The organism is Alloprevotella rava, assembly GCF_014195585.1.
Lineage (GTDB): Bacteria > Bacteroidota > Bacteroidia > Bacteroidales > Bacteroidaceae > Alloprevotella > Alloprevotella rava.
On the sequence record NZ_JACICA010000001.1, the window covers coordinates 173,225 to 200,011 of the forward strand.

Sequence of the window (26,787 nt, forward strand, 5' to 3'; positions counted from 1 at the left end):
AGTTGGTTTTCGGACAGCGAAGATAATAAATTATTCTGTTTGTTTCTCTATGAGAGTGGCTCTAAGCTGTTGATAATTTTTCTGAAGTTCTTCGGGCGTAAAACTAATTTGATATTTTTTCTTCGAGACAGCCGTTGTGAAACGCATAAGAAATCCATAATCTGCTTCAATGCACATGCGGAAAAGTTCCAGCATTGAAGTTTTATTGGTATTGGCCACTTCGTTTAGTAAATTCTGCTTCACCGAAGAAGGATTAGTTGCAATGGGAGATTTCTCCGCCAGTGCGTCATCCATGGTGTAGTCATAAACAATGTTGTTTTCTTCAATCTTTATAGAAGAGAATTCCAGTCCTTCGCTCAATTGTAGTGGGAGTCGGGAGGCTTGCTGTTCCACTTGCACATTGAGGGATTCTCGTATCAGCGTTTTGGCGTTGGCGGAGCAATGGATGATTTCTTCCAGTTCTTTTGTAGAGAGAGCAATGCGCTTGGTTTTGTGAGTGAGGTTGCCTTTGTAGGTGAGAACAAGATTTTTCTTTTCTTTCGCTGTCAGTTCCAGAATTTCGAGCGTATTAGCATTATTGGCAACATCCAGCTTTAAGGTAACAATAGCACTTTTCTTGACAAGTTCATCCTTGAGTTTTGGAACAACATAATTGATGTCGGGATTTTCTCGAAGGGTGTAAGAAATCACGAGATTATCATTGTCGTCGAACGAAAAGCCCTCGCAGATGGTAGTCCCGTCCTTGCTTTCTTCGGGATAAGCTGATTGGCTCTGTGCAATGATTGTTTTGAGTTTGCTATTGCTGCTGTTGCACGCCGTGAGGCAGAAGAACAGGAGTAGCAGGTAGATAGAGTGTTTCATATTCTGTATGTAGGTCGTTTTGTATGGATGTACTGCCAAAAAGGAAACAGCCACCAGCCGATAAAGGACTGGTGGCTGTTGGGAAGTATTCAGTCTTTCGTGATTCAGAAGGCATTGCAAGTGCCCAAGCTACGATCTACGAGAAGACCGTCCTTAGCTTTGAGGCTGAACTTGCCTGCTTTCTTAGCTTTGAGCTTGATGACGAATAGGTTGCCGTCTTCCAGCAAAAAGTTGTTACCGCGGTTCACGAAGCAGGGGAATAGCTCCTTCTGACCGTTAGTATGTAAGCGGTCGTAAGTGAGGTTCACCATGTCCTTCATATTGAGAAGTTCGATGCCTTGGTATTCAAAATCACTCGTGCTATAAGGCAACGCGAAGCTCAAACCATTGACACATTTCAGATCCTTACCGCTCACCGTGATGCGAACCTCATCGCCAGCAGCAAAGGTGTTCTTGTTGGCAGTCAAGAGCAGCTTTCCGCTCACCTTGTCGCTGGCGCGTTGTGCCGCACCTCCGTCAAGCTGAGTTGTCACAATAGAGATGTCGTAGGCGTCAATAAGACCATTCTTATTGATGTCGCCACTGCCCACATAATCGAAGTCAGCATCACCGCGGCGCAGGCCTGTGTAGTTCATGTAACTTGTCAAGTCGTTCTCGTCAATACGTTTGTCATGGTTGATGTCGCCTTGCAAGATGCTTTCGCTACCTGGAACTTTGAACACATACATTTGGCGTCCGCTTGCGAAGTTGCCAGCGGCTTCCGTCACATTCAAACGGATGTAGCGAGCTGATGGATTGCCTTCGAAAGCAAAGGTCTTCGTTGCTCCATCGCGGTTCCACGTAAAGTCAATAGGCTTCGACCACGTTTGGCGGTCTGTGGAGGAAGAGATTGTTCCCTTTGTCAGCGTACCGTTGCCGCCGTCTTCGCGTGGGAGATACTCCAGTTTGTCGAGCTCATTCACAGAGCGGAGATCCAGCGTAAGCGTGAAAGGCACTGCCTCGCCTTTGCCCCACTTTGAGTGCCATGTTGAGCGTTGGTCGTAGTCGAAGAGTTTGTTAACACCCATACCGGCTTGGTTCTCACAAGTGGTCTGTCCCATGATATTCTTCACGGCGAACTGATAAGGATCAGCCTTTGTGCGAGCTTTCACTGTGCACCAAGGGGAGAAGCCCTCCTTGTTGACAGCGCGCACCTTAAAGCTGTAGTCAGTTTCGGGTTTCAAGCCCTCGAAGGTAAGCTCCTGATCAGTAATAGTAGAGTAGAGTTGGCCGTCATACTCGATTTCGTAGTAGTCTGCATTCTCCACTTTCTCCCATGAAGGCGTGAGCGTGTATGTCTTTACGTTGTCGTCCGTAAATGTTACGTTGGGGGCAGAAAGTGAGCCAGATGTTTTCAGCAGAGCACTGACGGGCGCAAATTCGTAACCTTTCACTTGCAGCTCCACTGCATTCTTCGTTACATCAGTCTTACCAATTTTGACGAGCAACTGCGGATTCTTCGTGATTTCCTTTTTCGCAAAATCAGAGCCTGGTGTGGCGAAACGATTTAGATTGGGTTTCGGATTGAAGTAGAATACGTTCTGACCGTTCTCATAAGCCTGCAAACTTGTAACCTTTGTGAGTTTCACACTCTTACCGCCCACTTTTGCCACCACCTTTTTGGGGGCACGCGTAGCATTGATGAAGAATTCCGTTTCCTTGTTAGCTTCAAAGCCTGTATAGTTGCCCACAGTTTTCTCCACTTTTACCTTGAGCACATCCTTCACCAAGTTGCTCATGATGTCGGTATGCGTAGCATCGCCCTTGAGATAAGCCTGCGTCTCACCGTCGTCGTCGTATTCTGTAAAGCAGTTTGCGCCATCGGGATAAAGCTCGTAAGCGCGATAGTCCTTGCGGATTTCAGAAGGATTGTTGTTGGGGTTCGTCATCGGGATGATAGCGCCCGCTTTCACAAAGACGGGGAGCTTCCAAAGCGGCGCATCGTAGTTGTTGATAATGCGGCCGCCGAAGAAAATCTGTCCGTCGTAGTAGTCCACCCATTTTCCCTCGGGCAGGTATATACCGTTGCGTATATCGTTGCCCTCCTTGTCGGCTTTGCTGCCCTTATAGATAGGAGCTACTAAGAAACTCGGACCGTAGAGATACTCGTATTCCGTCTTCGTGCCGAGCGTGTAGTCGTTAGGATAGTCGAGGAAAAGTGCGCGAACCATCGGCTTACCGTAAATAGCCTCCTCTGCGATGCTGTAAGTATAGGGCATCAGCATTGATTTGAGCTTCAGATAAGCGCGGTTGATAGAAGTGGCCGGTTCGCCAAGCGCCATCGGATATTTCGGGTTTGCGCCCCAACCGTCCATATTCAGCTCCATCGGCGTGAACGTCTTCCATTGGAAGTCGCGCACATTCACCGGTAGGTTCTTACCGCCGAAGATACCGTCCATGTCGTTTGTGATGTTAGGCTGACCAGAAAGCCCCGATCCGATGAAGGTCGGGATGTGGAAGCGAATATACTCCCAGTCGCCACCCGTTTGGTCGCCCGACCAGATTCCCGCGTAGCGCTGCGTACCTGCCCAACCATCGAGGCTGATGATAAAGGGGCGCGCATCGTTGCCATACTTCGGCATGATTTCGCCTACATCGGCCACACCGTTGAGGCCGAAGCTGTAGCCGGCACCTACCCAAGCCACGTCAGTCTTTAAGACGCGGACGCCTGCCACGCCCACTTCCTTCTTGATGTCGCGTTGTAGCAGCGCTTCGATGCCGTCTTTCGGGTGGAGATCGCTTTGTGTCCACAGACCGATCTGTACGCCCTTTGAGCGCGCATAATCGCCAAAGCTTTTCAAGTTGGCAATGTTGCCATCAAGTGTAGCCGTCTGACCATAGCCTGCTCCGTAGCCGTCGTTAGGTAAGAACCATCCGAGCGGCATATCGTTTTGCAGATAGCGATCTATAGCGGCGCGAGCTGAAAACTGATAATTGTTTTTCTCGCCATTGAGACTTTCTTTGATACCTCCGTTGTCCTTCTGGCTCTCGTTGTAGCGTTTGCCGTCCTCATAAGCCATGAAGCCGTTTGCATTCTCCGTCCAGTAATCGCGATTATAGGCGTTGAGATGGCCTTGGTAGAAAGCAAATTTCGGCAGCAGTACGGGATTTCCCGTCAGCTGGTAGAAATCGGAAAGTAGGGACGTTGGCTCTTTACTCACCATGAGGAAAACATCGAGATAGTCCTCAGAGTGGGAAAGCGTCACCTTTTTAGCATCTTCTGCCCCAAAGTCGTAGCGACCTGGCTTGAACGTGTGCCACAAAAGGCCGTAGCCCTTTGTCGACCAATAGAAAGGAGTGGGGGAAGCCACACCGCCGTCCACCCAGTTGTTCGTGTTTTCGATGGCGATTGCCTTTCCCTTGTGGGAGAAACGTCCATTTTGCACGCCGCCGCCATAGAAGTATTCGTTGGGTTGAGCGGCAAATGTGAGGGTGGTTTTTGCGTCGGTGAGGTCGGCAGCTGCTATCTCACGCACCACTTCCGTTCCCTCACCATTGAGCACGGAGAAAAGCCCCGAAGTAGCGTTCAGGCGGAGCTGTACTTTCGGCGTCGCGATGATATAGTAGCCGTTGTCCTTTGTCAGGTTGATGTGCTCCACGCTCTTTCTCGGATTGTCCACGAGGATTTGTGCGGGCGGCTGTGCTTGCGGGTTGCGCATCTTTCCGCCCTTGTTGTCCTGGAACAGGCGGAAGATGTTTTCGCCGTAGAAGTCGATGGTGAGCACCTGTCCGTTCTGATAGCGCACTTCAAAGGTGGTAGTGTTCAGTTGGTTCACTCCGCTGATTACGTTTGCAGTCTGACTGATGGTGACCATAGAGGAAGGAACGAAGGCCATAGCCGGAACGCCCGCCATGAGCGGTAGAGCGAGCGCCAAAGCTGTGCAATGCCTAAGTCCTTTTGATGTGTAATGTTTCATCGAGTGTATATTTGTTATTCTGATTTTCTAAATTAGCCACAAATTTACAAAGAATATCCGTTCAATACAAGCGGCGAGCAGCTTCCTCCCTTGCGTGAAGAAAGTAATAAGAGGGGAAAACGATGGAATGAAGCTATTGTTGCCTGCATTCTTCTCGCTGACCAAGCATGCGGTTCTTTCGATTCTTTTGCGGCTTGTTGTCAAGCAATTTCTTAATCTGTGGCTCCGAGAATCCTTTGAAATCCAATTTGAAATAAGGCGGACGGCAGATTCGTTCTGCTGAATCGCCCGTCCGATAAGGCTATCGAGGAATACAATAAGGATATTTTTAAACGCAATAAGGCTGTCAGCTGACAGCCTTATTGTATCGGCCGACAGAATAAGGAAAAATATGAGCCTTTTAATGAGGAAAGTGGCTGTTTTTATGTTGTTGAGCATCAAAATGGAGTTGTTTTTCCAAACCTCAAAGGTGGGAGTTGATATTTTTGTGCAATTTTTGGCTTTCTCCCAACTTTTAGTGCGTTAGATTGAGAAACTGTTTTGTCAAGGAATAGGGCGGTTTTGCTTGCGGGATGTGAGGCGCAGCTATCGGTTTTTTCGGACGAGTAGGATAAGGTGGATGAATGGGAGAATTGAGAAAATCGGATGTTGCCCAATTCTAATCTTTGCTTTATCTTTGCTATTCGAAAAGGTAATAAGAGAAATGGCAAAGAAAATAACGCGGTTGGAGGCTCTGAGGATTATCCTTTCCAACAAAGTGGTGAGGTCGCAAGTTGACATACAGCGCGAATTGGCGCGCGCAGGCTTTAGGGTTTCACAGCCTACGGTGTCGAGCGATTTGCAGAAGCTTCACGCTTTGCGGCAAAAGACGCCCGACGGCTATCAGTTGATCCTACCCAAAACAGAAGGCTACCGCCGCCCGATACCTATTGAGGCTTTACCGGAATACTTACAGAATACGGGCGTTGTAGGCATTACCTTTTCGGGCACTTTAGCCGTTCTCCACACACGTCCGGGATATGCGGCAGGACTTGCTGCCGACATTGATAGCCATCATTTGCCCGAAGTGGCAGGTACGGTGGCGGGCTACGACACCTTGTTTGTGGCGCAAGCTGAAGGTATCGAACGCCAGCAACTCATTGATGCGCTCTCCCATGTGATTCCCGCGCTCAAAGCTGTGCTTTTATAAATATTGAGAAATAACGACAGCGTCGGTCGACATCTTATGTGTGTTGACCGACGCTGCTAAGTATCCACAAAAAAACTTTATTCTTCTGATTTGTATTTGTTCACAAACTCGTTGAGCTGTTCAATGCCTTTTTCTGTGGAAATACCGCGGAGATAAGCGATTGTGGAGGAGGAGAGCATTTCAAAGGGAGAAACAGTGTTGTAATACCCTTTCTCCACCAAGAGGTCAATGATAACCACGCCCACCTCATAGACCATTTCTGCGTTGATCTCGGGGCGGAAAAGTCCCTGATTGATGCCGCGCTCGATAAACTCAAGCGCGTTGGCCTTGTTCTCCTTTCGGTGCTGCCGTATGTTCTCCCGCAGTTTGTCGTAGAGGGGGATGTCGTTGAGAAACTCTTTTGAAAATTTCTGAATCTCCTTCATATTGAGTTGGAGGTCGCAGAGAATGATTTCTATAACATTGTCCGTCTCCGCCATGATATTTCTAATCTGTTGTTGGTGCTCCGCCATCGCTTTTTGCTGGCACGCAATGAGCAGACTCTCTTTGGTGTCGAAAAGTTGGTAGAGTGTGCGCTTGGATATGTGGAGTTTATGCGCCACATCGTCCATCGTGACGGCGCGGATCCCGTTTTTGTGGAACAGTTCCTGCCCCGCATCAATCACTCGCTCCCGCAGCAGCGCCTTATCATTTGTTGTTCTCATATCTATCTTAAAAATGTATGTTTCCAAATGTGTTGTCTGCAAAAATAAGATAAAAACTTCTCTTCGTCTATAAGTGTTAGCCTTTCTTTACTTTTGGCAGTAAAAAAATATTCTAAAAACGAGGTTTCTTTTGGTACACCTGTTAGTCAGTAGGTGCTTTCTGATGAAAAAATGTATCTTTGCAAAATAGAGATACATGATAAATAATAAACCAGATAAGTATGGTGAAAATTACTAAAGAAGCTGCCCTGCATTATCATGCTATGGGAAAGCCCGGCAAGATTGAGATTGTTCCTACAAAGCCTTATCGCACACAGACCGACCTCTCTCTGGCCTATTCGCCCGGCGTGGCTGAGCCATGTCTTGAGATACAAAAAGATCCGCACGACGTTTATCGCTATACCAACAAAGGTAACCTCGTTGCCGTGATCAGTAACGGTACAGCAGTCCTCGGTTTGGGCGACATCGGTGCTATGAGCGGCAAACCCGTAATGGAAGGAAAATCACTCCTCTTCAAAATCTACGCTGGCGTGGATGCTTTCGATATAGAAGTGGACGAGAAAGACCCCGAAAAGTTTATACAAGCAGTCAAAGCCATCGCCCCGACATTTGGCGGTATCAACTTGGAAGACATCAAAGCACCAGAGTGTTTCGAGATTGAACGCCGACTCAAGGATGAACTCGATATTCCCGTGATGCACGACGACCAGCACGGCACGGCCATTATTTCGGCCGCCGGAATGCTAAACGCCGTGGATGTGGCGGGAAAGCGTATGGAGGATGTGAAAGTTGTGGTCAACGGTGCCGGAGCAGCCGCCATCAGTTGTTCCCGTCTCTATTGTGCTTTCGGCGTGCGTAAGGAAAATATCGTGATGCTTGATTCTAAAGGTGTGATAACGGCAGATCGCCCTAATCTCACCGAACAAAAGCGCGAGTTTGCCACCACCCGCACGGATGTACATTCCTTGGCCGAAGCAATGGTAGGGGCTGATGTTTTTGTAGGTCTTTCAAAAGGAAATATCGTATCGCAAGAGATGGTTCGCACCATGGCGAAGAACCCCATCATCTTTGCGCTGGCCAATCCTGTGCCCGAGATTTCTTACGAGGATGCCAAGGCGGCTCGTCCCGATGTGCTGATGTCGACGGGGCGCACGGACTATCCCAATCAGATTAATAATGTGATTGGTTTCCCCTATATTTTCCGCGGTGCATTGGATGTTGCTGCTACGGCCATCAACGAAGAAATGAAAATGGCTGCGGCGCGCGCCATTGCCGAACTGGCTCGTCGTCCTGTGCCCGATATTGTGAATCGTGCCTATCATGTGCGCAACTTCACTTTTGGCCCTGACTATTTTATTCCGAAGCCCGTTGATCCGCGCCTCATTACGGAGGTGAGCATGGCGGTGGCAAAGGCCGCTATCGATAGTGGCGTGGCACGAAAGGACATCTCCGACTGGCGCGCTTATCGTCAGCAGTTGCGCGAACTCATGGGGCAGGAAACGAAATTCACGCAGAATCTATATGCCGCGGCAAAGCTCCACCCGAAGCGCGTGGTTTATGCCGAGGGCACTCACCCCACTATGCTACAGGCCGCAGTGCAGGCAAAGGAGGAGGGCTTCTGCGAACCTATCCTTTTGGGTAACGAAATTAAGATTAAAGCCTTAGCGACTGAACTCCACCTCGATTTGACGGGTTGCCAGCTGCTGAATCTTCGCGACGATTCGCAGATTGACCGCCGCCACCACTACGCTCGCCTGTTGGCCGAAAAGAAGCAGCGAGAGGGATACACCTTGCAGGAAGCGATGGACAAGATGTATGAGCGCAACTACTTTGGCATGATGATGGTGGAAACTGGCGACGCTGACGCTTTCATTACTGGATTATACACTAAATATAGTAATACGATCAAGGTAGCAAAGGAAGTGATTGGCATACGGGAGGGCTACTCGCACTTCGGTACGATGCACCTGATTTCCTCTAAAAAAGGCATCTTCTTTATTGCCGACACGCTCATCAACCGCGACCCTGATGCGGAAACACTCTACGACCTCGCCAAGCTCTCGGCTTCAACGGTGCGCTTCTTCAACCGCACTCCGATTATGGCCATGTTGAGTTATTCCAACTTTGGTTCGGACAATGAAGGTAAGCCTGCTGTGGTCCACGATGTAGTGAGTCGGATGCAGCAAGAATTCCCCGACTTGGCCATTGATGGAGAAATGCAGGTGAACTTCGCCCTCGACCGCCAGCTGCGCGATGAGAAATATCCCTTTACGCGCCTCAAAGGGCAGGATGTGAACACACTTGTTTTCCCAACTCTCTCGGCGGCCAATTCGGCTTATAAGATGGTGAAAGCTATCAATATGGCTGACGATGGAGAAGTGATAGGCCCTATTCAGATGGGACTGAACAAACCTATCCACTTTACAGACTTCGAAAGCAGCGTGCGCGACATCGTCAATGTTACAGCCGTTGCGGTGCTCGATGCAACCGTACAGAGCAAGCTCGAAGAGCGTCTCGAATTGTAAAAATCCTAATTCCTGTGATAATAAGGAGTAATCGCTCGGTTGAAAGTAGCCGGCGCTTGCTCCTTTCTTTTATACCTAAAAAGGGGTATTGTAAGGAAAATGGAAACTCTCTACTTTTGCACTCGAATTTAATTTAACTTAAAATTTTTATGAAACTAACTAAATTTTTCTCCATTCTGGGACTCGGCCTCTGCTTGATGGCTACGAGTTGCTCAAAGGATGAAGACAAACCCCTCACGGCTGAAGATGTTTGTGGTACCTACTCTGGTGTATTCACCGTTTCTTTGAGTAATGCTCCTTATGCTACTGATAATACAGAAGTGAAAGTAGAAAAGGCTGGAAACAACTTGGTGAACATCACCTTTGCTGAAATTACGGGTAGCCCTGCAAGTTCTGGTCGTCCGGCTTCTAAGATGACAAATCTGAAGCTTACTAATGTCAAGTTGACGCTCAATGGTTCTACTGCTTCTTTCGCGGCAGATCCTGTTGAAGGTGCTGGCATGATGAACGGCAAGAGTGCTGCCATCAATCATAGCAAAATCTCTGGTACGTTCGCCAATAAGAAGCTGAAACTCAACTTTGATTTCTCTTTCGGCCGTATGTACGAAATGATGAAAGCTCTTTTGAACGGTAAATACGAAGGTACGAAGAAGTAATATTATCCTTATTCCATAAATGTTGCAGTCCGATGTAAGCAATGCTTGTCGGACTGCTTTTTTTATTACTTTTGCCGAAATTTCAAAACCGATAGATTTATGTTACACTCTTTACGCACGGCTCTTTTAGCAGCTCTTTTCTGTTTGGAAACATCCGCCTTCTCGCAAAGAGAGGCTGTTATCGGGATAGCCCCTGACTACTCCAGTTATGCCACGCTAATCAGCCAACAGGACACCTCCCTTGTTTTTGTCACCGACCAGCGGGACACGATTTCGCTCACCATTCTGAAAAAGCCGTGGAAGATGATGAGCCGGATAGGCACATTGCGTCCTGGCGATCGTTATGCCCTCATTGTCCAGGCAGATGCTCTGCCAGGTGTGGTCTATTCTTATGTAAACCTTACGCAGCTACAGCAGCGTTGGATATCGCTTACAGATGGGAATACATTAGTATTTTCTCCTGGTGGAGGATTATGTGGAAGTGCATCGGTATCCCTGGATAATTATCGTATAGATAATTTTTTTGGTACCATTTTCGTGAAATTCCATTACTTTTATCCCACAGGTAGAGGAACTTATGGGATAGAAGAGTCAGAAACCTTACTGGAAGTGAAAGAACTTACAGACACCACGCTCGATGTTGTTTTGAAACTGAGCTATTTATACAAGAGCAAGCTGGACGATTGGCACATGAAATACCGATGCCAAACACCTGAAGAACGAAAAAATGAGCTGCTCAAGCGCTATGGTGTAAGAAAGCAGTGATACAATAAGGATATTTGCGCTTAGCTCTATCGTACGCGTGCATCTCTTCTGGTGTGCTGTTGAAAAGCATAGGGCAAGCGGTCAGCAATAAAAACAAAAAGCGAGACACAACCAGCAAGAGGAGAGCCTTTGTGGTTGTGTCTCGTTCTTTATACGAAATTTTTCAGAATCTCTTAGTCGCGGTTGCCCAGATAGATGAGAACGTAATAAATGAGTGTGGCGAGCGAACCGAGCGCTGCAACAACGTAGGTGTAAGCAGCAGAGCGGAGTGCGCTAACAGCCATCGGATAGTTTTCTCTACTGGTGATACCCGCTCCTGCAAGCCATTGCGTGGCGCGTCGGCTGGCGTCAATCTCAACGGGGAGGGTGATGAAGCTAAACAGAGTGGTCAGCGCGAAGAGCGCAATACCTCCCAAGAGGATTCCAGGCATTGTGTTGACCAGTACAACACCTGCTAAAAGCACCCACTGCACCCATTGCGACGCAAAGTTTACCACGGGCACGAGGGTAGAACGGAGTTGTAGCGGAGCGTAAGCTCTTTCGTGCTGAACAGCATGGCCACATTCGTGAGCTGCAACGGCAGCGGCAGCAACCGAGCAGCTATTATAAACGCCATCGCTAAGGTTCACGGTCTTGTCGGTAGGGTTATAGTGGTCTGTGAGTTGCCCCGGAACAGACGTAACGCGCACATCATAGATTCCGTTATCGCGTAGCATTTTCTCCGCTACTTGTGCGCCCGTCATTCCGCTGGCGATGGGAACACGAGAGTATTGCTTGAATTTCGATTTTAGGTTCGACTGAACCAAATAGCTGATCAAGGCGAAGATGCCAAATATAATCCAAATCATAAGTGTCGGAATTTATTTTAGTTAGTACTTATTGTTTGCTGAGGCTTATAGACAAAAGTATGCCAAAGATACGAAAAACACCCAGTAGTGCAGAGATATTGACATATTTTAGGGACTTAGCGATGCTTCTTAAGGATTTCTCCCTACATTTGTGTGTATTCTGATTGAAAATTATCTGATATGACATACACTCAATCCTACAATTCGCCACTGGGGCGTATCGTGTTGGCCAGCCGTGAGGACGCATTGATAGGACTCTGGTTTGAGAGTCAGAAATACTTCGGCAGAACGCTCTGCGAGGAGGTTGTGGAGAAAGAGACTTCTATACTTCGCGAGGTGCACCATTGGTTGGATATTTATTTTTCGGGTAGCCGGCCCGATTTTGTGCCACCTCTGCGACTGTTGGGGACTCCTTTTCAGCAACAAGTGTGGCAACACCTCTTGGCAATTCCGTATGGCGCCACCACTACCTACGCCCAGTTGGCTCTTACTTGCCACACTTCGGCGCGCGCCATTGGTGGAGCAGTAGGGCGAAACCCCATATCGCTGATTGTGCCTTGCCACCGCGTCATTGCTTCCGATGGTTCGCTCACGGGCTACGCTGGAGGTACAGATAGAAAAAAGGCACTGTTGGAAATGGAACAGTGTCTGATAGGGTAGAAAAGAAAAAGAGCAGTCCGCAGAGGACTGCTCTTTTATTTGTGTGCATCAAACGAGCGGAATGAGTATCAAGAGAATGAGCTGAGCCGTAAGGATTCGCAGGAACATAGAGAGCGGATAAACCGTGGAGTAGCCCACTGCTGGCGCATCATTATTGGCCGTTTGATTGGCAAATGCAAGAGCAGGGGGGTCAGTATTCGTACCAGCGATGAGACCCATCAATGTGAAGTAGTTCAACTTCATCTTGAGGCGTCCATAAAGACCGCAAATCATAATTGGGATCACCGTGATGAGGAAACCCATCCAAACGTAGTGGTAACCACCATTGGCGACCGTGTTCCAGAATGTAGCACCCGCTTGAACGCCCACACCAGCCAAGAAGAGTACGAGGCCCACCTCGCGGAGCATCAAGTTGGCACTGTTTGTGGTGTAAGCCGTGATCTTAAACTTGTAGCCGAAAGCTCCGATAAGGATACCGAGCACCAACGGGCCACCAGCCAGACCGAGCTTTACGGGTTCGCTGATTCCGGGGATAGGAATAGGTATCTGTCCTAGGAAAATACCGAGCAGAATGCCGAGGAACAACATTCCAACATTGGGAGCTTCGAGACGCTTTTGCGTGTCGCCCACAATCTCGCGAACGCGGTTGATGTTCTCCTCCGTACCCGTCACGCGGATATGGTCACCCATTTGCAGACGGAAGTTTCTGCGCGCAAAGAGTGTCATACCAGCACGTGTCACGCGTGTCACGTTTACATTATAAAGGGAAGAGAAATGCAAGTCGTGGAATGTCAAACCGTTTACTTCAGGTTTTGACACGATGAGTCGTTGTGAAATGTAGCGTTTCTCTCCTTCTGTCTCTTTTTGCCAGTCCTCGTCGAGGAGTTCACCCATCAAGGCGATGATAGCTTCCTTGTCTGAAGTAGCAGTAACGATGTAGAGTTTCATTCCTTCTTCCATTACAGTACTTTCTTTCGGAATGAACATTTCGCCATCTTTCTTTGCACGAGAGCAAACGAAGTCGCCCTTCACAAAGTTGTGAAGTTCTTGAAGCGTATGGCCCACTACGGCTTTGTTAGTAACGCGCAGAATGAAATGTTCGGGAACTGAAGAAGGATCTGCCTCGTTGGCGTGTTCATATTCTTTGGCCTCTTTGTCGAGACTAACTTTGCAGATGTAGCGAATAGCGATGGTGGCACCGATGATACCCACAACGGCTAGCGGGTAGGCACAAGCGTAGCTACTACCTATGTTGAAACCTGGATCGTAGTCGGCACTTCCGCCCAGCAAACGAGGAAGGATGTTGTTGGCAGCACCCAAACCTGGCGTGTTAGTAACCGCACCATAGAGAGTACCCGTCATCATGGCGAGATTCTTTTTGTTCAGTGGATCTCCAGGGGAGTAGAACCAAATGAAATAGAGCGCCAGCATGACAGCAATGTTGAGTACAATCAGTGCAGTGGAGAGAAGATTCATCTCAACCCCGCCTTTTTTGAATGTGGCAAAGAAGCCAGGGCCCACCTGCAGACCAATGCAGTAGACAAAAAGCACCAAACCAAATTCTTTAATGAAATTGATGATGAGCGTTTGGTTGGCCATGGCTGTTGCCATTTCTCCGTTGGAGGGAGCCACTACAAACGTGTGGTAGAGGTGTCCGGCAAGGATTCCGACGAACAACACGAAGGTTACGCCGAGGGAAATTCCGCCCAGTTTAAGTTTGCCCAACTTTACACCCAACCAAATAACCAGCGCAAAGAGGAGTGCCAAATGCGCAGGCAGCACAGGGTTGTTGATGATTTTAATTAACCATTCCATAAGTTAGAAAGAAATATGTAAGGAGTTACTTAGTTTTAAGTGCGGCGAAGTTAAACATTTTTAGCGGAAACCCTCCCGCTTTCTTTCCCTTTTTGCTGAAATGACGCAATTTTTATATATTTGCAGCAGTTAGTTTCGAGGGGGAGTAGAAGGTTTTGATTTGCTATTTCTGAGTTTGCAAATGTACCCTTCTCCTTTCTTCCTACTCGATTCTTGTTTCACATAATCCTTTTAGTTATGCGCCATACCTGTTTCTCCCTTCTTCTTTTTTTGGTCACTGTTGTAGCTTTTGCTCAGCAGCAGAAAGAGTTGCGCCGCTCAAAGACGGTTTTTCTCAATGAAGCTTTCCAAAAAGGTAGGATACTCCAAACGTTCAATCGCCACATAGATGATAGCGTCAATATCTTTCTGAAAGATGCCTCTCTCTGTTTTGTTCGCAAGGACACGATTTATAAGGCCTATCTCAATAATGTGTTAGGACTGCGGCTCGATACTGTGGAGTATAAGAAAGTGAATAATCAGATGGGGCGTGTAGTGGCTCGTCAGGGCTATAACTATTTGCTTTGCGTCACTACGGTGGATATGAATCGCCTCAAAGAAGAAACGTATAGCTCCAATAGCGAGGGTTTCTTTGATTTAGACATTCCCAGCGCTTCGGGCGTGAATGTCAACACTTTCTTTGAACTTGACCGCGACAAGCGGGAGTCCGATGTAGGCTATCCTTTGCAAGAAAAATACTATTTTTGGCTGTCGGGCAAGGAGATACCCGCCAACGAGACGCAAGTCAAGAAATTTGTGCGCCCCGAAATGAAGCAGGCTTTCCGCACCTTGATGGCCGACCGCTTCTGGAGTTGGAGAGATGAGAAAAGCCTCAAACAACTGCTGATGTATCTGCAATAGGGGCAGAGAAAAAGAACAGTAGAAGTCGGACTCGTTGGGATTCGCCAGTAAGTCCGGCTTCTTCGCTTTCGCGCGGCTTCTTGTCCCTCCCAGAATTATTCAGTATTTTTGCCCTTATGGAACAAGTTAGAAAGAACAGTGCTCGCGCTTGGCTATTGGCCGCGCGCCCAAAGACGCTCTCGGCAGCGCTCATCCCCGTTGTCACCTCCTCCGCTTTGGCTTTTGCCTCTGGCTCGTTCCGTCTTCTGGCCGCGTTGGGCTGTATGCTCTTTGCCGCGTTGATGCAAATAGCAGCTAATTTTATCAATGACCTTTTTGATTTCTTGAAGGGGACGGATGGCGAAGAACGCCTTGGTCCTGAACGCGCTTGCGCGCAGGGCTGGATAAGTCCGTCTTCGATGAAGCGCGGAATAGCTCTCATGTTGGTGCTCGCAACTATTGTGGGCTTGGCCACTTTCTACGCCTCGCTCATCACAAGTCCCTCGGCCTTTGTGGCGGACAATCTCTCGCTGGTTACGGTCTATTTCCTGCTCGTGGGCTTGGCTTGTTTAGTGTTTGCTTTCCTTTATACCACGCTGCTGAGCTACTGCGGACTGGGCGATGTCCTCGTCTATGTCTTTTTTGGCTTTGTCCCCGTAACGGGTACTTATTTCTTGCTGACAGGAAGGCTCATTCCCGAAGTGTGGTGGCTCAGTGCTGCGGTGGGACTGATTACCGATACGCTTCTCGTGCTCAATAATTATCGTGACCGCGATACGGACCGCGCCTGTGGCAAGCGCACCTTGATAGCCGTACTTGGTGGGTGTTTTGGCAGTGGGTTCTATTTGTTGCAAGGTGTCTTCGGTGTGTTGTGCTTTTCCGCCCTTGCTTTCTATGGTCGCCTATATGCCCCGCTCGCAATGCTTTACCTACTCCCGCATTTTCTTACTTGGCGCGAGATGGTGCGTATCAATCGTGGGCGCGAATTGAACAAAATCCTTGGCAAGACTTCTCGCAATATGCTTTTCTTTGCTTGCCTCGCTGTCCTTTCTCTCGTCTTCTGCATTCTGTGAGTCGCCTTTCTGGGCACATCTCATCTGTCCGACGCAGGATGCGTCGCACTGCAAGCGTAGAGGGAGAAAACCTTACGATTAGAGGTGGATGCTGTGTGACACCGCCGGTGTCGGAGGATGGGAGAGCTTCACCTCCACGGGTTCACCCTTCGGGCATCACCCGCGGTTACGCATGGTGTGTCCCCGCCGGGGACAGTGGGTGCGTAACAAGCTTTTTCTTCTCCTCCTCCCAAGAAAAACTCTGTTTTTTGTTGTCACGTTGTCACACAGGAGGAAAGGTGTTGATATATAAGTGCTTAAGTGCGTGACAACAGTGTGACAATGAATTTTTGTTGTCACACTGCTGTCACGCGCATAATAGATAGATTTTCAAATGGTTATACTCAAAATGTGACAACGTGACGACGTGACAACAGAAATACAAACTCTCAGGAGGAGTGTGAGCGCGTGTACTTCCGACCCTTCTTATTGTTGTCTTCGCCACAATAAGCGCGCCAGCTGGCATCCTTATTCTGTCAGCTGACATCCTTATTGTATTTCCCAACGCAATAAGGATATTTTGGGGTTATCCATATAGCTTATATGCCCCTCTTTTGCGGAATGTTTTACCATCGCTTCTGAACTATCGCTATCTCCCTCTGATTTTTATTTTTTATTACGCAAAAAATTCTTCAACCCTTTGAATAGTTTGAATAAAGCTTCATTTATAACGCTTTATTGAGTGGAGATTCGGTTGTCTTGGTTTGAGTGTTGGTGATATCTGTTTGAAGGTGGAGTTGCTGAAGTGCAGATGATGAGTAGAGGCTACGTCTCCGCACCTACTAACAATATAGGCCGTAAGATTCTCTTTTCTTACGGCCTAATATTTGTTTGTGCTTGGAGTAATCAAGAATTACTTGGTTTGCACGGTTTTTATTTCAAACTATTGTTTTCTACTTTTGCTTGGTATAGACAATTTCTCCAATCGACAATTTGTCATTCTTTATTGATCCCGTCATCGTCTCTTCCTTGTTTGTCTTTGGGTCTTTTGATGTAAGAGTGATGAGGGGCGGATTGTATGTGTAAGTTCCTTTGACAGATTCTGTTTCTTCTTTGCTCTGTAGAGTGTATAAGAATTCTGTTTTATTAAAAACTAAGGTTCTAACACCTTCGCCTTCATCGGGACATACCCATGTGGTTCCTTTTAGAGATGCAGTTTCGTCATCATCGGATGAGCAAGAAACAAAAAGCATTGGCAGCATTGCCAAGAGTAAGAATAAGTACTTTTTCATAAAGCTATTTTTAATTATTAAAATGTTATTCCGCGAACGGAATTTGTTGCCAGGGGCTCTTGGGGTCTGTGAACATTTCTTTGGCGTGACCTGCCATCACTGCAAAGTAGTTGGCTGTGCCGCACCAGAGACAGCGGCCTATGATATAGCTTTTTCCGTAGTCTTCCCAGGATGTGAGCGACTGATGGGCAATGTCATCGGCAGCATCAACATAGTGCCAAACATCTGCTTCAGTAATGTATTTCTGTTCGAGACACAAACGAGCCACAAAAACCAAACGACCAGAATCCCAAGCGTCGGGACCGATGCGGGCAAAGTCGGCTTCGTCCTTGATGATGCCTTCTTTGATCATTGATGGCATAGCTTCAAAAGCGTTTTGCACCTGCTCCCAGCAGTCGATGGCATCTTCTTCATTTTCTAAATTTTGAATGAGATATTGCTGAATGGCTTGTTTGTCTTTCAATTTCAAAGATTCGACAACAAAAGGGAAGAAGCGACGCGAGCCTGCCAACTTGAAATAGTCGAGTTTTGCTTTGGCCGATTCTCCATCAAAGATGCCGTAAGCAGTGGAGAGTAAGTCGCGATCACTCCAAGAGTTACCACCTGTTTTGAGAGAATTCATGTAAGTGCCTTTTTGCTTTGAATAGACTCCGCTTAAAAGGATTTTTCGTTGTTGCTCTTCGCTCAATGTGGTTTTTTTATCCATGCGGAAACCGCCTCGTATGACTCCGAAGAGCGCTTTGATGATGGGTAATGTTCTGTAGATGAAATATCCAAGGAATGCTAAGCCTACCCAGATGAGCATTATCATCGTTAGTTTGTTGTTACTAGCTTCCATCTCCTCACTTGTAGGATAGTTTTCGGCTACTGCACTCTGTGCTACCATGAAGAGCATAACCGAGAGTGCAAATGTCGTTTTCTTAATCATAATTATTATGGTTGTAGTTATACCTATTTATCTTTTCTTTTTTCGCCCAACTCAATCACTTCTAAGTCCTTAAATTCTTTTCCGTCGACGGTGAAGCGGACAAGTGTGCGCACCTTTTGCCATCCTTGCAAGCCTGCTGCACCGGGATTGATATGTAGGCAGCGGAGCGTTTTGTCGTAGAGGATTTTGAGAATGTGGCTATGTCCAGAGATGAAGAGGTCGGGCGGACTGGTGTACATTCTCCCAACGATGGAGCGATCGTAGTTGCCTGGGTAGCCGCCGATGTGTTTTATCATGATATCGGCAGCTTCGCATTTGAACCGCAAGAGGTCGGGGAACATGCGTCTGAGGTCGCCACCGTCGCAGTTTCCACAAACGGCGCGGAAAGGCTTGAAGGCTTGAAAGCGTTCGGCAAGTTCTGTAGAACCAATATCGCCCGCGTGCCAGACTTCATCAACATCGGCGAAATACTTCTCGTAGCGTTCGTCCCAATAAGAATGAGTGTCGGAAAGCAGACCGATGCGTTTCATAGCCCAAACTTTGCTTTCACGAACTCCTTGATGATTTCGCCGCTTTTTTCAATACCTACAACGCTGGTGTTGAGACAAAGGTGGTATGTGTCGGCTTCGCCCCATGTGCGCGAACTATAGAAATTATAGAACTCGGCACGTTCGCTTTCTCCCTTTTCGAGCAAGCGACGAGCTGCTTTGCGCTCCACGTTGTGGCGTTCCATCACGCGCGATATGCGGTCTTCATAGTTGGCCGTGAGAAAGATGTTGATGCAGCGCGGATTATCGCGCAGAATATAGTCGGCAGCGCGGCCAATGAAAACACAACTGCGCGTGCTGGCAGCTTTAAGAATGGCTTCGCTCTGAAGGCGGAAGAGCGCCTCTTCTGAGATAGAATTGTTGTAGTATTCGCCCGTTCCAATCATAGGAATGACGGAGCGGAAGGCATTACCGAAGAAACCTTTCTTTTCATCGTTTTTCTCAAAGATTTCTTCGCAGTAGCCACTCTCTTTTGCCGCTACGGCAAGGATTTCTTTATCATAGTAGTCCATGTCGAACTCTTTCGCCAGAAAATGTCCGATGGCGCGGCCGCCAGCTCCAAGTTGCCGTCCGATAGTGATGATAAATGGTTCCATAAATTTTAGTTATAAGTTGAGCGAGCCGAGTAGCGAAGTTTCTGAAACGTTGCTTTCTTCTCTTGCTCTTTTATTTTACCAGTCTTTTGAGTTTTCTCACTTGTTGCGCCTGTAGCGTGATGGCAATTAAGAACGCCAAAATATCAGCAGCAGGGAGAGAGAAGATAACACCATTAACGGGATTGCTGAAGATGTGGGGCAAAATCAGAATCATCGGGAGGAGGAAGATGAGCTGGCGCGTGAGAGCGAAGAATATGCTCTTTCCCGAGAAGCCGATACTCTGGAAGAATGCCACCGACATAATCTGAATGCCGACGAGCGGGAATGTGGCCACCATGATGCGCAGCGTGTGGGCTGCTTGCTGAATCAGGGCGGGCGAATCCTTTGCGAAGAGAGTGGCCAATGGCGTTGCAAAGATGAAGCACGCCAAACATCCCGTTGTGGTGATACATGTTGCAAATATAATAGCCTTTTTGAGGACTTCCAATAAACGGTCGTATTTTTGTGCACCATAATTGTAACCTGCAATGGGCTGCATTCCTTGGTTCAGGCCGATGACAATCATGACGATGAAAAGTACAAGGCGATTGGAAATGCCATATCCACCTACGGCTATATCGCCTCCAATGCTGGTTTCGTTACCGTATTGCGTCAGGCTGCGGGTGATGAGAATTGCCACAAGGCAGGCGCAGAGATTTATCAAAAATTGCGGTAGACCCGTGATAAGTGATTTCTTGATAATGTTCCAGCGAATGTTGGGGAGTTTTGGTTCCAGATGTACGAGGTTTGATTTGTCAGCGAAGAGATGGAACTGCCACATCAGCATGATGAGCTGCGAGCACACTGTGGCGAGTGCTGCGCCACGAATGCCCCAATGAAACACGAAAATGAAGAGTGGTGCAAGTAAACAGTTACACACCACCGTACCGATAGTTGCCATCATGGCTTTCTGCGGGCGGTTGGTGGAACGAAGCAGAGCGTTCAGTCCCAAATACATGTGAGTCACAACATTGCCTGCAAGTATAACAGTCATAAAATCGTGAGCGGGCCCAATCGTCACATCGCTCGCTCCGAAAAAGCGCAAGATGGGAGTGAGGAACACCTGCAAGATAAATCCCAGCGAAAGCCCCATGGTGAGGTTCATGAAGAGCACATTTCCCAGAATGTCCTGTGCCGTTTTGTAGTCTTTCTGCCCCAGGCGAATAGACATCAGCGTCGAACCACCCACGCCTACCATAGCTCCAAAAGCAGCCGTAAGCAGCATAACAGGCCCTGTTAGCGCCAATCCCATAATGGCCTCAGGGCCGACACCTTGTCCAATGAAAATACCATCGATGATATTGTAAATGGACGATGCCGCCATGGCAACGATGGCCGGTATGGCATATTGCATCAAAAGTTTCCCTACAGGCTGTTCGCCCAAGGCGTTGAATTGTTTCTGCTTCTCTCCTGTCATAAGCATAGTCTTTTCTGCGGCAAAGTTACGACTTTTTGTGCAAAAGGTGTTGAGTTTTGTTTTACTGCCGAATTATTTGACAATCTGTTTTCTTCATCTAGCGCGAGATTTTATTGTTTTAGCTGAAAAATGTCTTTGAGCGAACGTGAGCTTTTATAGATTTAGTGAAAAATTGCCTTTGGGAGTAGGTTGATAAGTCTAAAAAGTGTTTTTTTTACTGAGGAAAGGCTCTACTTTCCCTTATCCTGTTTGAAAATACAATAAGGCTGTCAGCTGGCATCCTTATTGCGTTTGAAAATATCCTTATTGTATTTTTCGACATCCTTATTGGGCAGGTCAAACCAGTAGGACAAATACGATAACCTCTCTATTTCAATTTTAATTTCAAGCCATTCTCGTCGTATTAAAATAAGAATTGTGTTTACAATTATAGATGTGTTAGCCCCTTTCTAAAGAGAATTGTATGCTTTCTCTTTTCTTATTTTTGCCCGCAGCCTTCATTATTAGTCGCTAATAAGAAAAAGAGGCGACAGATGGCTGAAAAATGTTGGATAACTCAATGCTCTGAATCGTCAAAGTCTAAAAAAAAGCGCGTTTCTTTGTGCTTTGCGGGCTTTATCGTATTTTTGCACAGATATATAATAAAGGTGTAAGCTAAAACATAAAATAAAGCTCTATGAGTGAACAAATGAAAAAAATTAAGCAGCTCGTCGAACTGCGTCAGAAAGCCCGCATGGGCGGAGGCGAGATTGCTATTGACAAGCAGCACGCCAAAGGTAAGGCTACGGCTCGTGAACGTATCGATATGCTCCTCGATAAGGGTTCTTTTGAAGAATTGGATATGTTCAAACTCCATCGCTGTTCCGATTTCGGAATGGAGAAGAAGAAATTCTTGGGCGACGGTGTAGTGGCTGGTTCGGGTACTATCAATGGTCGCCTTGTTTATGTCTTTGCTCAAGACTTCACCGTGAATGGCGGTTCGCTATCAATCACAATGGCAGAAAAGATATGCAAAGTGATGGATCTGGCCATGAAGCAAGGTTGCCCCTGCATCGGTTTGAACGATTCAGGCGGTGCGCGTATCCAGGAAGGTATTAACGCACTGGCGGGCTTTGGCGAGATTTTCCAACGCAATATCGAAGCGAGCGGTGTGATTCCTCAAATCTCCGGTATCTGCGGTCCTTGTGCGGGTGGTGCTGTATATAGCCCTGCTTTGACCGACTTTGTTGTGATGTTGGAGGGCGTTAGCTATATGTTCCTTACTGGCCCGAAAGTGGTAAAGACAGTGACGGGCGAGGATGTAAGCCAGGAAGATTTGGGTGGTGCTCGTGTTCACAGCAGTGTTAGCGGTGTGGCTCATTTCACAGCTAAGACCGAAGAAGAATTTGCGGCTTTGATTCGCAAATTGCTCGAATATGTTCCTCAGAACAATATGGAGAAAGCTCCTGAGAAGGAATGTACCGATCCGATTGACCGCAAAGAGGATTCGCTCAACGAACTTATCCCCGACAATCCCAATATGGCCTATGATATGTATAAGGTTATCTCAGCGATTGTCGACAATGGCGAGTTCTTGGAGGTGCATAGCCAGTTTGCCCGTAATATCATCGTAGGTTTTGCTCGTTTCAACGGTCAGAGTGTGGGCGTTGTGGCTAATCAGCCCAGTGTTTACGCTGGCGTTCTCGATTGCAATGCCAGCCGTAAGGCAGCTCGTTTCGTGCGCTTCTGCGACTGTTTCAATATTCCTATTGTTAGTCTCGTTGACGTGCCAGGTTTCTTGCCCGGTACAGGCCAGGAGTACAACGCCGTTATTGACCACGGTGCAAAATTGCTCTATGCTTACGGTGAAGCCACAGTGCCCAAGGTGACGGTTACACTGCGTAAGAGCTACGGCGGTTCCCACATCGTGATGGGTTGTAAGCAGCTCAAGGCCGATCTCAACTATGCTTGGCCCAGCGCAGAGATTGCCGTGATGGGTGGTTCTGGTGCGGTTGCCATTCTCAATGGTAAAGAAGCCAAAGCACAGGAAGATCCCAAGGCTTTCTTGGCAGAAAAGGAGAAAGAATACAATACGCTTTTCACCAATCCTTATAAGGCTGCCGAATATGGTTATGTTGACGATGTCATCGAGCCACGTAACACTCGCTTCCGCGTGATTCGCGCTTTGGCGCAGCTGAAGAACAAGCGCGAAACGCGTCCTGTGAAGAAGCACGGTAATATACCTTTATAAAATGTGTAAATGTGAGAGTGGGCGAAGTTGTACTTCTGTGCGATTCTCCCATTTCCACATTTTCGTATGTTCCTCTTAGCACATTTTCAAAATGAAGACGTTCAAATATAACATCAATGGTCGTGAACTTTGCATCCGTGTAGGTGGCGAAGACAGTACGATTACGGATTTCCTCGTTGATGGAGAATATCCGCAGGTGGCAGAAAACGAAATGCCCGCCTATGCTGCTGTCATCTCACTGGCTCTGCTGGAGAATGACATCGAAGTTGTCCACGATGACGAGCCAGATGTCATCACGTTGCAGCATAATCGCTCCTCTTGGGGTAATCCTGTAGGTTTGTTGCGCCCAGCAGTGGGTAGCACATCCAATTCCGATGATGCCGCAGTGCCTACTGGCGAAGTTTTCTAACCATTCATTCCGTAACGAATCATAAATTTATGAAGCAATATAAGTATAAAGTCAATGGTGCGCAGTATGACGTGACCATTAACGAGATTCAAGGTCAGCTGGCCAAGGTGGTTGTCAACGGCATCCCCTTTGATGTAGAGATGCAGAACTCGCAGCTCGCTGAGGACAACCTGCCCGATGTAACAACAACTGCAGCTCCGTCCGCAGCTCCAGCAGCTCCTGTCGCTGCCGCTCCGGCTACTACTGAAGCCGCTCCTTCAGGTGCTGGCGAAGGTACGCCTGTGAAAGCTCCGCTGCCAGGTGTTGTTACGAAAATAAACGTTTCTGTTGGTCAGCAGGTGAAGAAGGGCGAGAATGTTCTCGTTCTTGAAGCCATGAAGATGGAGAATAATATTGCGGCCGAGGCAGATGGTACTGTTAGCGGTATTGCTGTTAAGGCAGGCGATAGTGTGCTCGAAGGCGCAGTTCTTCTGACCATTGCCTAAGTCCCTTCTGCCCGTCAGTCGGGTTGAGTTATAAAGAAACGGAAGACTTCTATCCCCCGCGGGTAAAGTCTTCCGTTTTTGTTCTATAAAGTCAGTGCCTTATTCCTCTAATAAAGTGTTGAGCACTTTGCGACTGAGGCGGTGCGCCTTCGCTTCGTTTTGCAACAGTTCGCGGATGTCGGGAGCTGCAAGGCGATCGCGGTTGCGCAGCAGTATAGGGATGAGCACTTGTGTTTGTTCCAGGCACGCATATTTGCCCAAAAGAGTGGGAGTAGGGTAGCCGTAGTGACGAATGAACTGGATGGCGCGGTCGAAGCAAATGGAGTCGGCCACAGCCATATTATTGACCAACATTGGAGAGGGACTTTGCAGAAGCACATCATGCGCCCCTTGAGCGTAACTCCAAAGTTGAACGAGTTCTAAAGCCGCACTGTCACGCCGCGTCAGTTTGTCGCGGTGGAGGAGTTCGTTGGAGGTCATGGCGGAATAAGAAAGGCTTCCGAATAATACCAGTAATAAAAGCGCGTGTTTCATCTTTTCGTTATTTTCTAAAGTCCATGATTTTATGGTTGGCTTTTTTTCGTCCGAGCGCACGGAGTTGGTAAAAGCCGTGCGGGAGATCGGCTGTGCTAAATACCGAGTCGGGGCGGAAGCGACGTATTTCTCGTCCCATATTGTCCACCACGACAAAAACTTCTGCATCCACGTTGATGCGAGGCACTTTTTGCCAATCCGTCGAAGGAGACAGAGCTGCCGATTTCTTTTGTTGGCGAAGCGTTTCGAAGATGCCACCCATGGCTTGCAGTGGGTCGTTGTCGTAGCTGTGGGAGAGCCAGTCGAACACGCCCTTTACGTTGTCCGTCAGAAACTTGCTGCGGAAGAGGCAAAAGCCGTTGAGACGCTGCGTGCGCAAGAAATTGATTTGCCGTTGCAGCGCAACGAGTGGCCAGTTCTTTTCGTTCGCCGACAAGCAGTATAGCCCCAATCCCGGAACAATCGCGCCGCGCTGAGCACGCTCTTTCCAGTCGAGCACAAAGGGGTAGAAATTATCCCCATCAAAGTACATCATCGGGAAGAGTACATCCATCGTTCCCTCGTTGAGCCATGCCACCGCATCCTGATGCACCGCATCGCGCGCATTCCAGCCCCGCGAACTCTGCCGAGCCATGTCTGCGTACTTTCCTACGGGCGAGCAACTCAGCACTATACCCGGTCGGACGCTATCTAAAGCGCGGCGAATCTTACGTACCACGCGTGTCACGTTTTCCGTACGCCAAGGATTGAGCGGTAGCCCCTGTCCGTAGCGTTTATAAGTCTGCGCATCATTAAAACGGATGCCGTTTTCGGGATAACGGATGTAGTCGAGATGAATCCCATCAACGTCATAGTTTTGTGCAATCTCTTGGCAGATAGAAGCAATGTAGTCGCCCGTCGCCGGTACGCCGGGATCCATGAGGTACTGGTCGTTGCTGAGCTGACAAAGCTCCGGATGGCGGCGCGGTAGCGAGCGGTTGCCCAGTCGTTTCATATCTGCCACTTTATTAACAGGGAACGCCACAACCCAAGCGTGGAGCTCCATTCCTCGTTTGTGCGCCTCGTCAAGAGCAAAGCGCAGCGGATCGTAGTTGGGACTCTTGCCCGGCGTGCCTGTGAAAGCTCCGTCCCACGGCTCTATATCCGAGGGGTAAGCCGTTGTGCCGCGCAATCGAGTTTGGAAAAGTACCGTGTTGATACCTGCCTGCTGCAACCGATCGAGGATGTCGATGAGTTCCTGCTTCTGGCGGGTGATGCCCTCAGCGTTGTTGGCGCGCGTCTTGGGCCAGTCAAGCCCCATGAGCGTTGTGAGCCACACGGCGCGGTAATCCTTCTTCTCCACCTTTACGGACTGAGCCGAAAGGAGAGAGAAAACGGTAGGGAAGAGTAGGAGTGTGAGAAAAAGTTTCTTCATTCAGTCAGAAAAAGATGAAACAAACCGACGGATGTTATTGCAATTGCTTGTAAAGCTCACGGAGCGCCGCGCGCGGCATACCGAGATTCACCGCCTTGTCAAGGTCGCTCCGTGCCGCACCAAAATCCTTTTGCAGAATCAGTACGCCAGCTCGCCCCACATAGAGCTCGCGATTGTCGGGCGCAAGGCGCAGCGCTTGGTCGTAGTCGTTGCGGAGCGCAGGAACGTTTTGCTGTTCCTCCTCCAGATGGATGCGATAGAGCAGCGCGTTGAGGTCCTGGGGATGCGCATTGATATAGATGCTGATGCGTTGGAGCGCCTCTTTCGGCCGCCCTTCCTTTTCGAGCGCCATAGCCAGAAGAATGGGCGCATTCGTATTGGAAGGATTGAACGAAAGCACCTTTTCCAAATCGTTGCGCGCATTGCTGTACTGTCGGTTTTGCAGATGAGCCGCTCCGCGCAAGAAGTAGAGCCGCTCCTGCAGCGAGTCGGTCTGTGCTGCTGGCATCAGTAAATCGCAGTCGGTGATGCACGCCTGCGGGTTGTTATCTTGCAGATAAGTTGTAGCCCTGTCCATGCGTGCCCCATGATCCGACGGATTGAGGCGAAGCACCTCGGTGAAAGTCTCTATGGCTTCGCGATAGCGTCCTTGCGCAAGTGCAATCTGTCCCAAACTGCGCCGCAAAATATTGTTGCCTGGTGCTTTCGGACGAAGCCGCAAGCATTCGCGGAAGAGATGTTCGGCTGCATTGAGCGAATCGGAATGCAGATAATTGTATGCCCACTTCAGATTGTCGGCATACTTGAGCGAATCCTCACGTTCTTGGCGCGCGTCCTTTGTCTGCACATCGTAGTCGTGAAGGTTTTTGGAACGCACGGTGGTAGCTCCTTTTCGGAGTTCCACTATGGTTTGGCCCGTCATCGGGATGATGCTGCCGAGCAGAAAGAGCAACACTACTAATCGTTTCATACGGACAAAGATAGA

23 protein-coding genes are annotated in these 26,787 nt (G+C 48.3%); 10 read left to right on the top strand and 13 right to left on the bottom strand.

From position 1 onward, the window contains the following. Window positions 1-30: 30 nt before the first annotated feature. Window positions 31-861, bottom strand: a complete 831-nt coding sequence (locus tag FHS60_RS00610; protein WP_183693585.1) for a hypothetical protein — start codon at window positions 859-861, stop codon at window positions 31-33. A 104-nt stretch (window positions 862-965) separates the two neighbouring features. Continuing rightward, a complete protein-coding gene (locus tag FHS60_RS00615) occupies window positions 966-4,817 on the bottom strand; it encodes a TIM-barrel domain-containing protein (protein WP_183693588.1) in 3,852 nt (1,283 codons plus the stop codon). 703 nt (window positions 4,818-5,520) lie between these two features. Between FHS60_RS00615 and FHS60_RS00620 the strand changes: the two genes are divergently transcribed. Next, window positions 5,521-6,006: an arginine repressor gene (locus FHS60_RS00620; RefSeq protein WP_183693591.1), complete on the top strand. Its 486-nt coding sequence runs from the start codon at window positions 5,521-5,523 to the stop codon at window positions 6,004-6,006. A gap of 77 nt (window positions 6,007-6,083) precedes the next feature. Here the strand turns inward: FHS60_RS00620 and FHS60_RS00625 are convergent, their stop codons facing one another. Beyond that, the gene (locus FHS60_RS00625) at window positions 6,084-6,710 is read right to left on the bottom strand and encodes a TetR/AcrR family transcriptional regulator (RefSeq protein WP_183693594.1); all 627 of its coding nucleotides are present in this window, start codon (window positions 6,708-6,710) and stop codon (window positions 6,084-6,086) included. A 221-nt stretch (window positions 6,711-6,931) separates the two neighbouring features. Here FHS60_RS00625 and FHS60_RS00630 point away from each other — a divergent pair, with 221 nt between their 5' ends. The 3 genes from FHS60_RS00630 (at window position 6,932) to FHS60_RS00640 (ending at window position 10,656) form a co-directional block, all read left to right on the top strand. Beyond that, complete coding sequence (locus FHS60_RS00630) at window positions 6,932-9,235, top strand: NADP-dependent malic enzyme (protein ID WP_183693597.1); 2,304 nt, start codon at window positions 6,932-6,934, stop codon at window positions 9,233-9,235. Between the two features lie 149 nt (window positions 9,236-9,384). Next, complete coding sequence (locus FHS60_RS00635; protein WP_183693600.1) at window positions 9,385-9,891, top strand: calycin-like domain-containing protein; 507 nt, start codon at window positions 9,385-9,387, stop codon at window positions 9,889-9,891. A gap of 99 nt (window positions 9,892-9,990) precedes the next feature. Next, window positions 9,991-10,656 carry a hypothetical protein gene (locus tag FHS60_RS00640; protein WP_183693603.1) on the top strand — a complete coding sequence of 222 codons (666 nt, stop codon included), beginning with the start codon at window positions 9,991-9,993 and terminating at the stop codon, window positions 10,654-10,656. Between the two features lie 173 nt (window positions 10,657-10,829). On the opposite strand, the gene FHS60_RS00645 is transcribed toward FHS60_RS00640, so the two are convergent. After that, the gene (locus FHS60_RS00645) at window positions 10,830-11,504 is read right to left on the bottom strand and encodes a zinc metallopeptidase (protein WP_183693606.1); all 675 of its coding nucleotides are present in this window, start codon (window positions 11,502-11,504) and stop codon (window positions 10,830-10,832) included. Window positions 11,505-11,684: 180 nt separating this feature from the next. Between FHS60_RS00645 and FHS60_RS00650 the strand changes: the two genes are divergently transcribed. Continuing rightward, window positions 11,685-12,164 carry a methylated-DNA--[protein]-cysteine S-methyltransferase gene (locus FHS60_RS00650; protein WP_183693610.1) on the top strand — a complete coding sequence of 160 codons (480 nt, stop codon included), beginning with the start codon at window positions 11,685-11,687 and terminating at the stop codon, window positions 12,162-12,164. A 48-nt stretch (window positions 12,165-12,212) separates the two neighbouring features. Here the strand turns inward: FHS60_RS00650 and FHS60_RS00655 are convergent, their stop codons facing one another. After that, window positions 12,213-13,979: a putative transporter gene (locus FHS60_RS00655; RefSeq protein WP_183693613.1), complete on the bottom strand. Its 1,767-nt coding sequence runs from the start codon at window positions 13,977-13,979 to the stop codon at window positions 12,213-12,215. Between the two features lie 237 nt (window positions 13,980-14,216). On the opposite strand from FHS60_RS00655, the gene FHS60_RS00660 reads away from it, so the two are divergent. Then, window positions 14,217-14,879 carry a hypothetical protein gene (locus FHS60_RS00660; RefSeq protein WP_183693615.1) on the top strand — a complete coding sequence of 221 codons (663 nt, stop codon included), beginning with the start codon at window positions 14,217-14,219 and terminating at the stop codon, window positions 14,877-14,879. A gap of 116 nt (window positions 14,880-14,995) precedes the next feature. Next, window positions 14,996-15,931, top strand: a complete 936-nt coding sequence (menA, locus tag FHS60_RS00665; protein WP_183693619.1) for a 1,4-dihydroxy-2-naphthoate octaprenyltransferase — start codon at window positions 14,996-14,998, stop codon at window positions 15,929-15,931. Window positions 15,932-16,863: 932 nt separating this feature from the next. On the opposite strand, the gene FHS60_RS00670 is transcribed toward menA, so the two are convergent. From FHS60_RS00670 to FHS60_RS00690, 5 genes are all read right to left on the bottom strand, one after another. Continuing rightward, the gene (locus FHS60_RS00670; RefSeq protein ID WP_183693622.1) at window positions 16,864-17,202 is read right to left on the bottom strand and encodes a hypothetical protein; all 339 of its coding nucleotides are present in this window, start codon (window positions 17,200-17,202) and stop codon (window positions 16,864-16,866) included. A gap of 25 nt (window positions 17,203-17,227) precedes the next feature. Further along, on the bottom strand, window positions 17,228-18,130 hold the full coding sequence (locus FHS60_RS00675; protein ID WP_183693625.1) for a DUF1266 domain-containing protein: 903 nt from the start codon (window positions 18,128-18,130) through the stop codon (window positions 17,228-17,230). 23 nt (window positions 18,131-18,153) lie between these two features. Beyond that, window positions 18,154-18,660, bottom strand: coding sequence for a metallophosphoesterase family protein (locus FHS60_RS00680; protein WP_183693628.1), 507 nt, complete (start codon window positions 18,658-18,660; stop codon window positions 18,154-18,156). Next, the gene (locus tag FHS60_RS00685) at window positions 18,657-19,274 is read right to left on the bottom strand and encodes a cytidylate kinase-like family protein (protein ID WP_183693630.1); all 618 of its coding nucleotides are present in this window, start codon (window positions 19,272-19,274) and stop codon (window positions 18,657-18,659) included. Before FHS60_RS00685 ends, FHS60_RS00680 begins: the two co-directional genes overlap by 4 nt. A gap of 70 nt (window positions 19,275-19,344) precedes the next feature. Continuing rightward, window positions 19,345-20,730 (bottom strand): MATE family efflux transporter, encoded by a 1,386-nt coding sequence (locus FHS60_RS00690; protein ID WP_244957383.1) that lies wholly within the window; start codon window positions 20,728-20,730, stop codon window positions 19,345-19,347. 676 nt (window positions 20,731-21,406) lie between these two features. On the opposite strand from FHS60_RS00690, the gene FHS60_RS00695 reads away from it, so the two are divergent. The 3 genes from FHS60_RS00695 to FHS60_RS00705 all read left to right on the top strand — a co-directional run bounded on the left by FHS60_RS00695 (window position 21,407) and on the right by FHS60_RS00705 (window position 23,854). Further along, window positions 21,407-22,960, top strand: a complete 1,554-nt coding sequence (locus tag FHS60_RS00695) for an acyl-CoA carboxylase subunit beta (protein WP_183693637.1) — start codon at window positions 21,407-21,409, stop codon at window positions 22,958-22,960. A gap of 91 nt (window positions 22,961-23,051) precedes the next feature. After that, window positions 23,052-23,369 carry a hypothetical protein gene (locus FHS60_RS00700; RefSeq protein ID WP_009347264.1) on the top strand — a complete coding sequence of 106 codons (318 nt, stop codon included), beginning with the start codon at window positions 23,052-23,054 and terminating at the stop codon, window positions 23,367-23,369. A gap of 29 nt (window positions 23,370-23,398) precedes the next feature. After that, complete coding sequence (locus FHS60_RS00705; RefSeq protein WP_183693642.1) at window positions 23,399-23,854, top strand: biotin/lipoyl-containing protein; 456 nt, start codon at window positions 23,399-23,401, stop codon at window positions 23,852-23,854. A 99-nt stretch (window positions 23,855-23,953) separates the two neighbouring features. Here the strand turns inward: FHS60_RS00705 and FHS60_RS00710 are convergent, their stop codons facing one another. The 3 genes from FHS60_RS00710 to FHS60_RS00720 are packed head-to-tail and all read right to left on the bottom strand — an operon-like array spanning window position 23,954 to window position 26,772. Further along, on the bottom strand, window positions 23,954-24,388 hold the full coding sequence (locus tag FHS60_RS00710) for a hypothetical protein (protein ID WP_183693645.1): 435 nt from the start codon (window positions 24,386-24,388) through the stop codon (window positions 23,954-23,956). 7 nt (window positions 24,389-24,395) lie between these two features. Beyond that, the gene (locus FHS60_RS00715) at window positions 24,396-25,802 is read right to left on the bottom strand and encodes a glycoside hydrolase family 10-like protein (protein ID WP_183693649.1); all 1,407 of its coding nucleotides are present in this window, start codon (window positions 25,800-25,802) and stop codon (window positions 24,396-24,398) included. A gap of 34 nt (window positions 25,803-25,836) precedes the next feature. Next, window positions 25,837-26,772 carry a tetratricopeptide repeat protein gene (locus FHS60_RS00720; RefSeq protein ID WP_183693652.1) on the bottom strand — a complete coding sequence of 312 codons (936 nt, stop codon included), beginning with the start codon at window positions 26,770-26,772 and terminating at the stop codon, window positions 25,837-25,839. Between the last annotated feature and the right edge of the window lie 15 nt (window positions 26,773-26,787).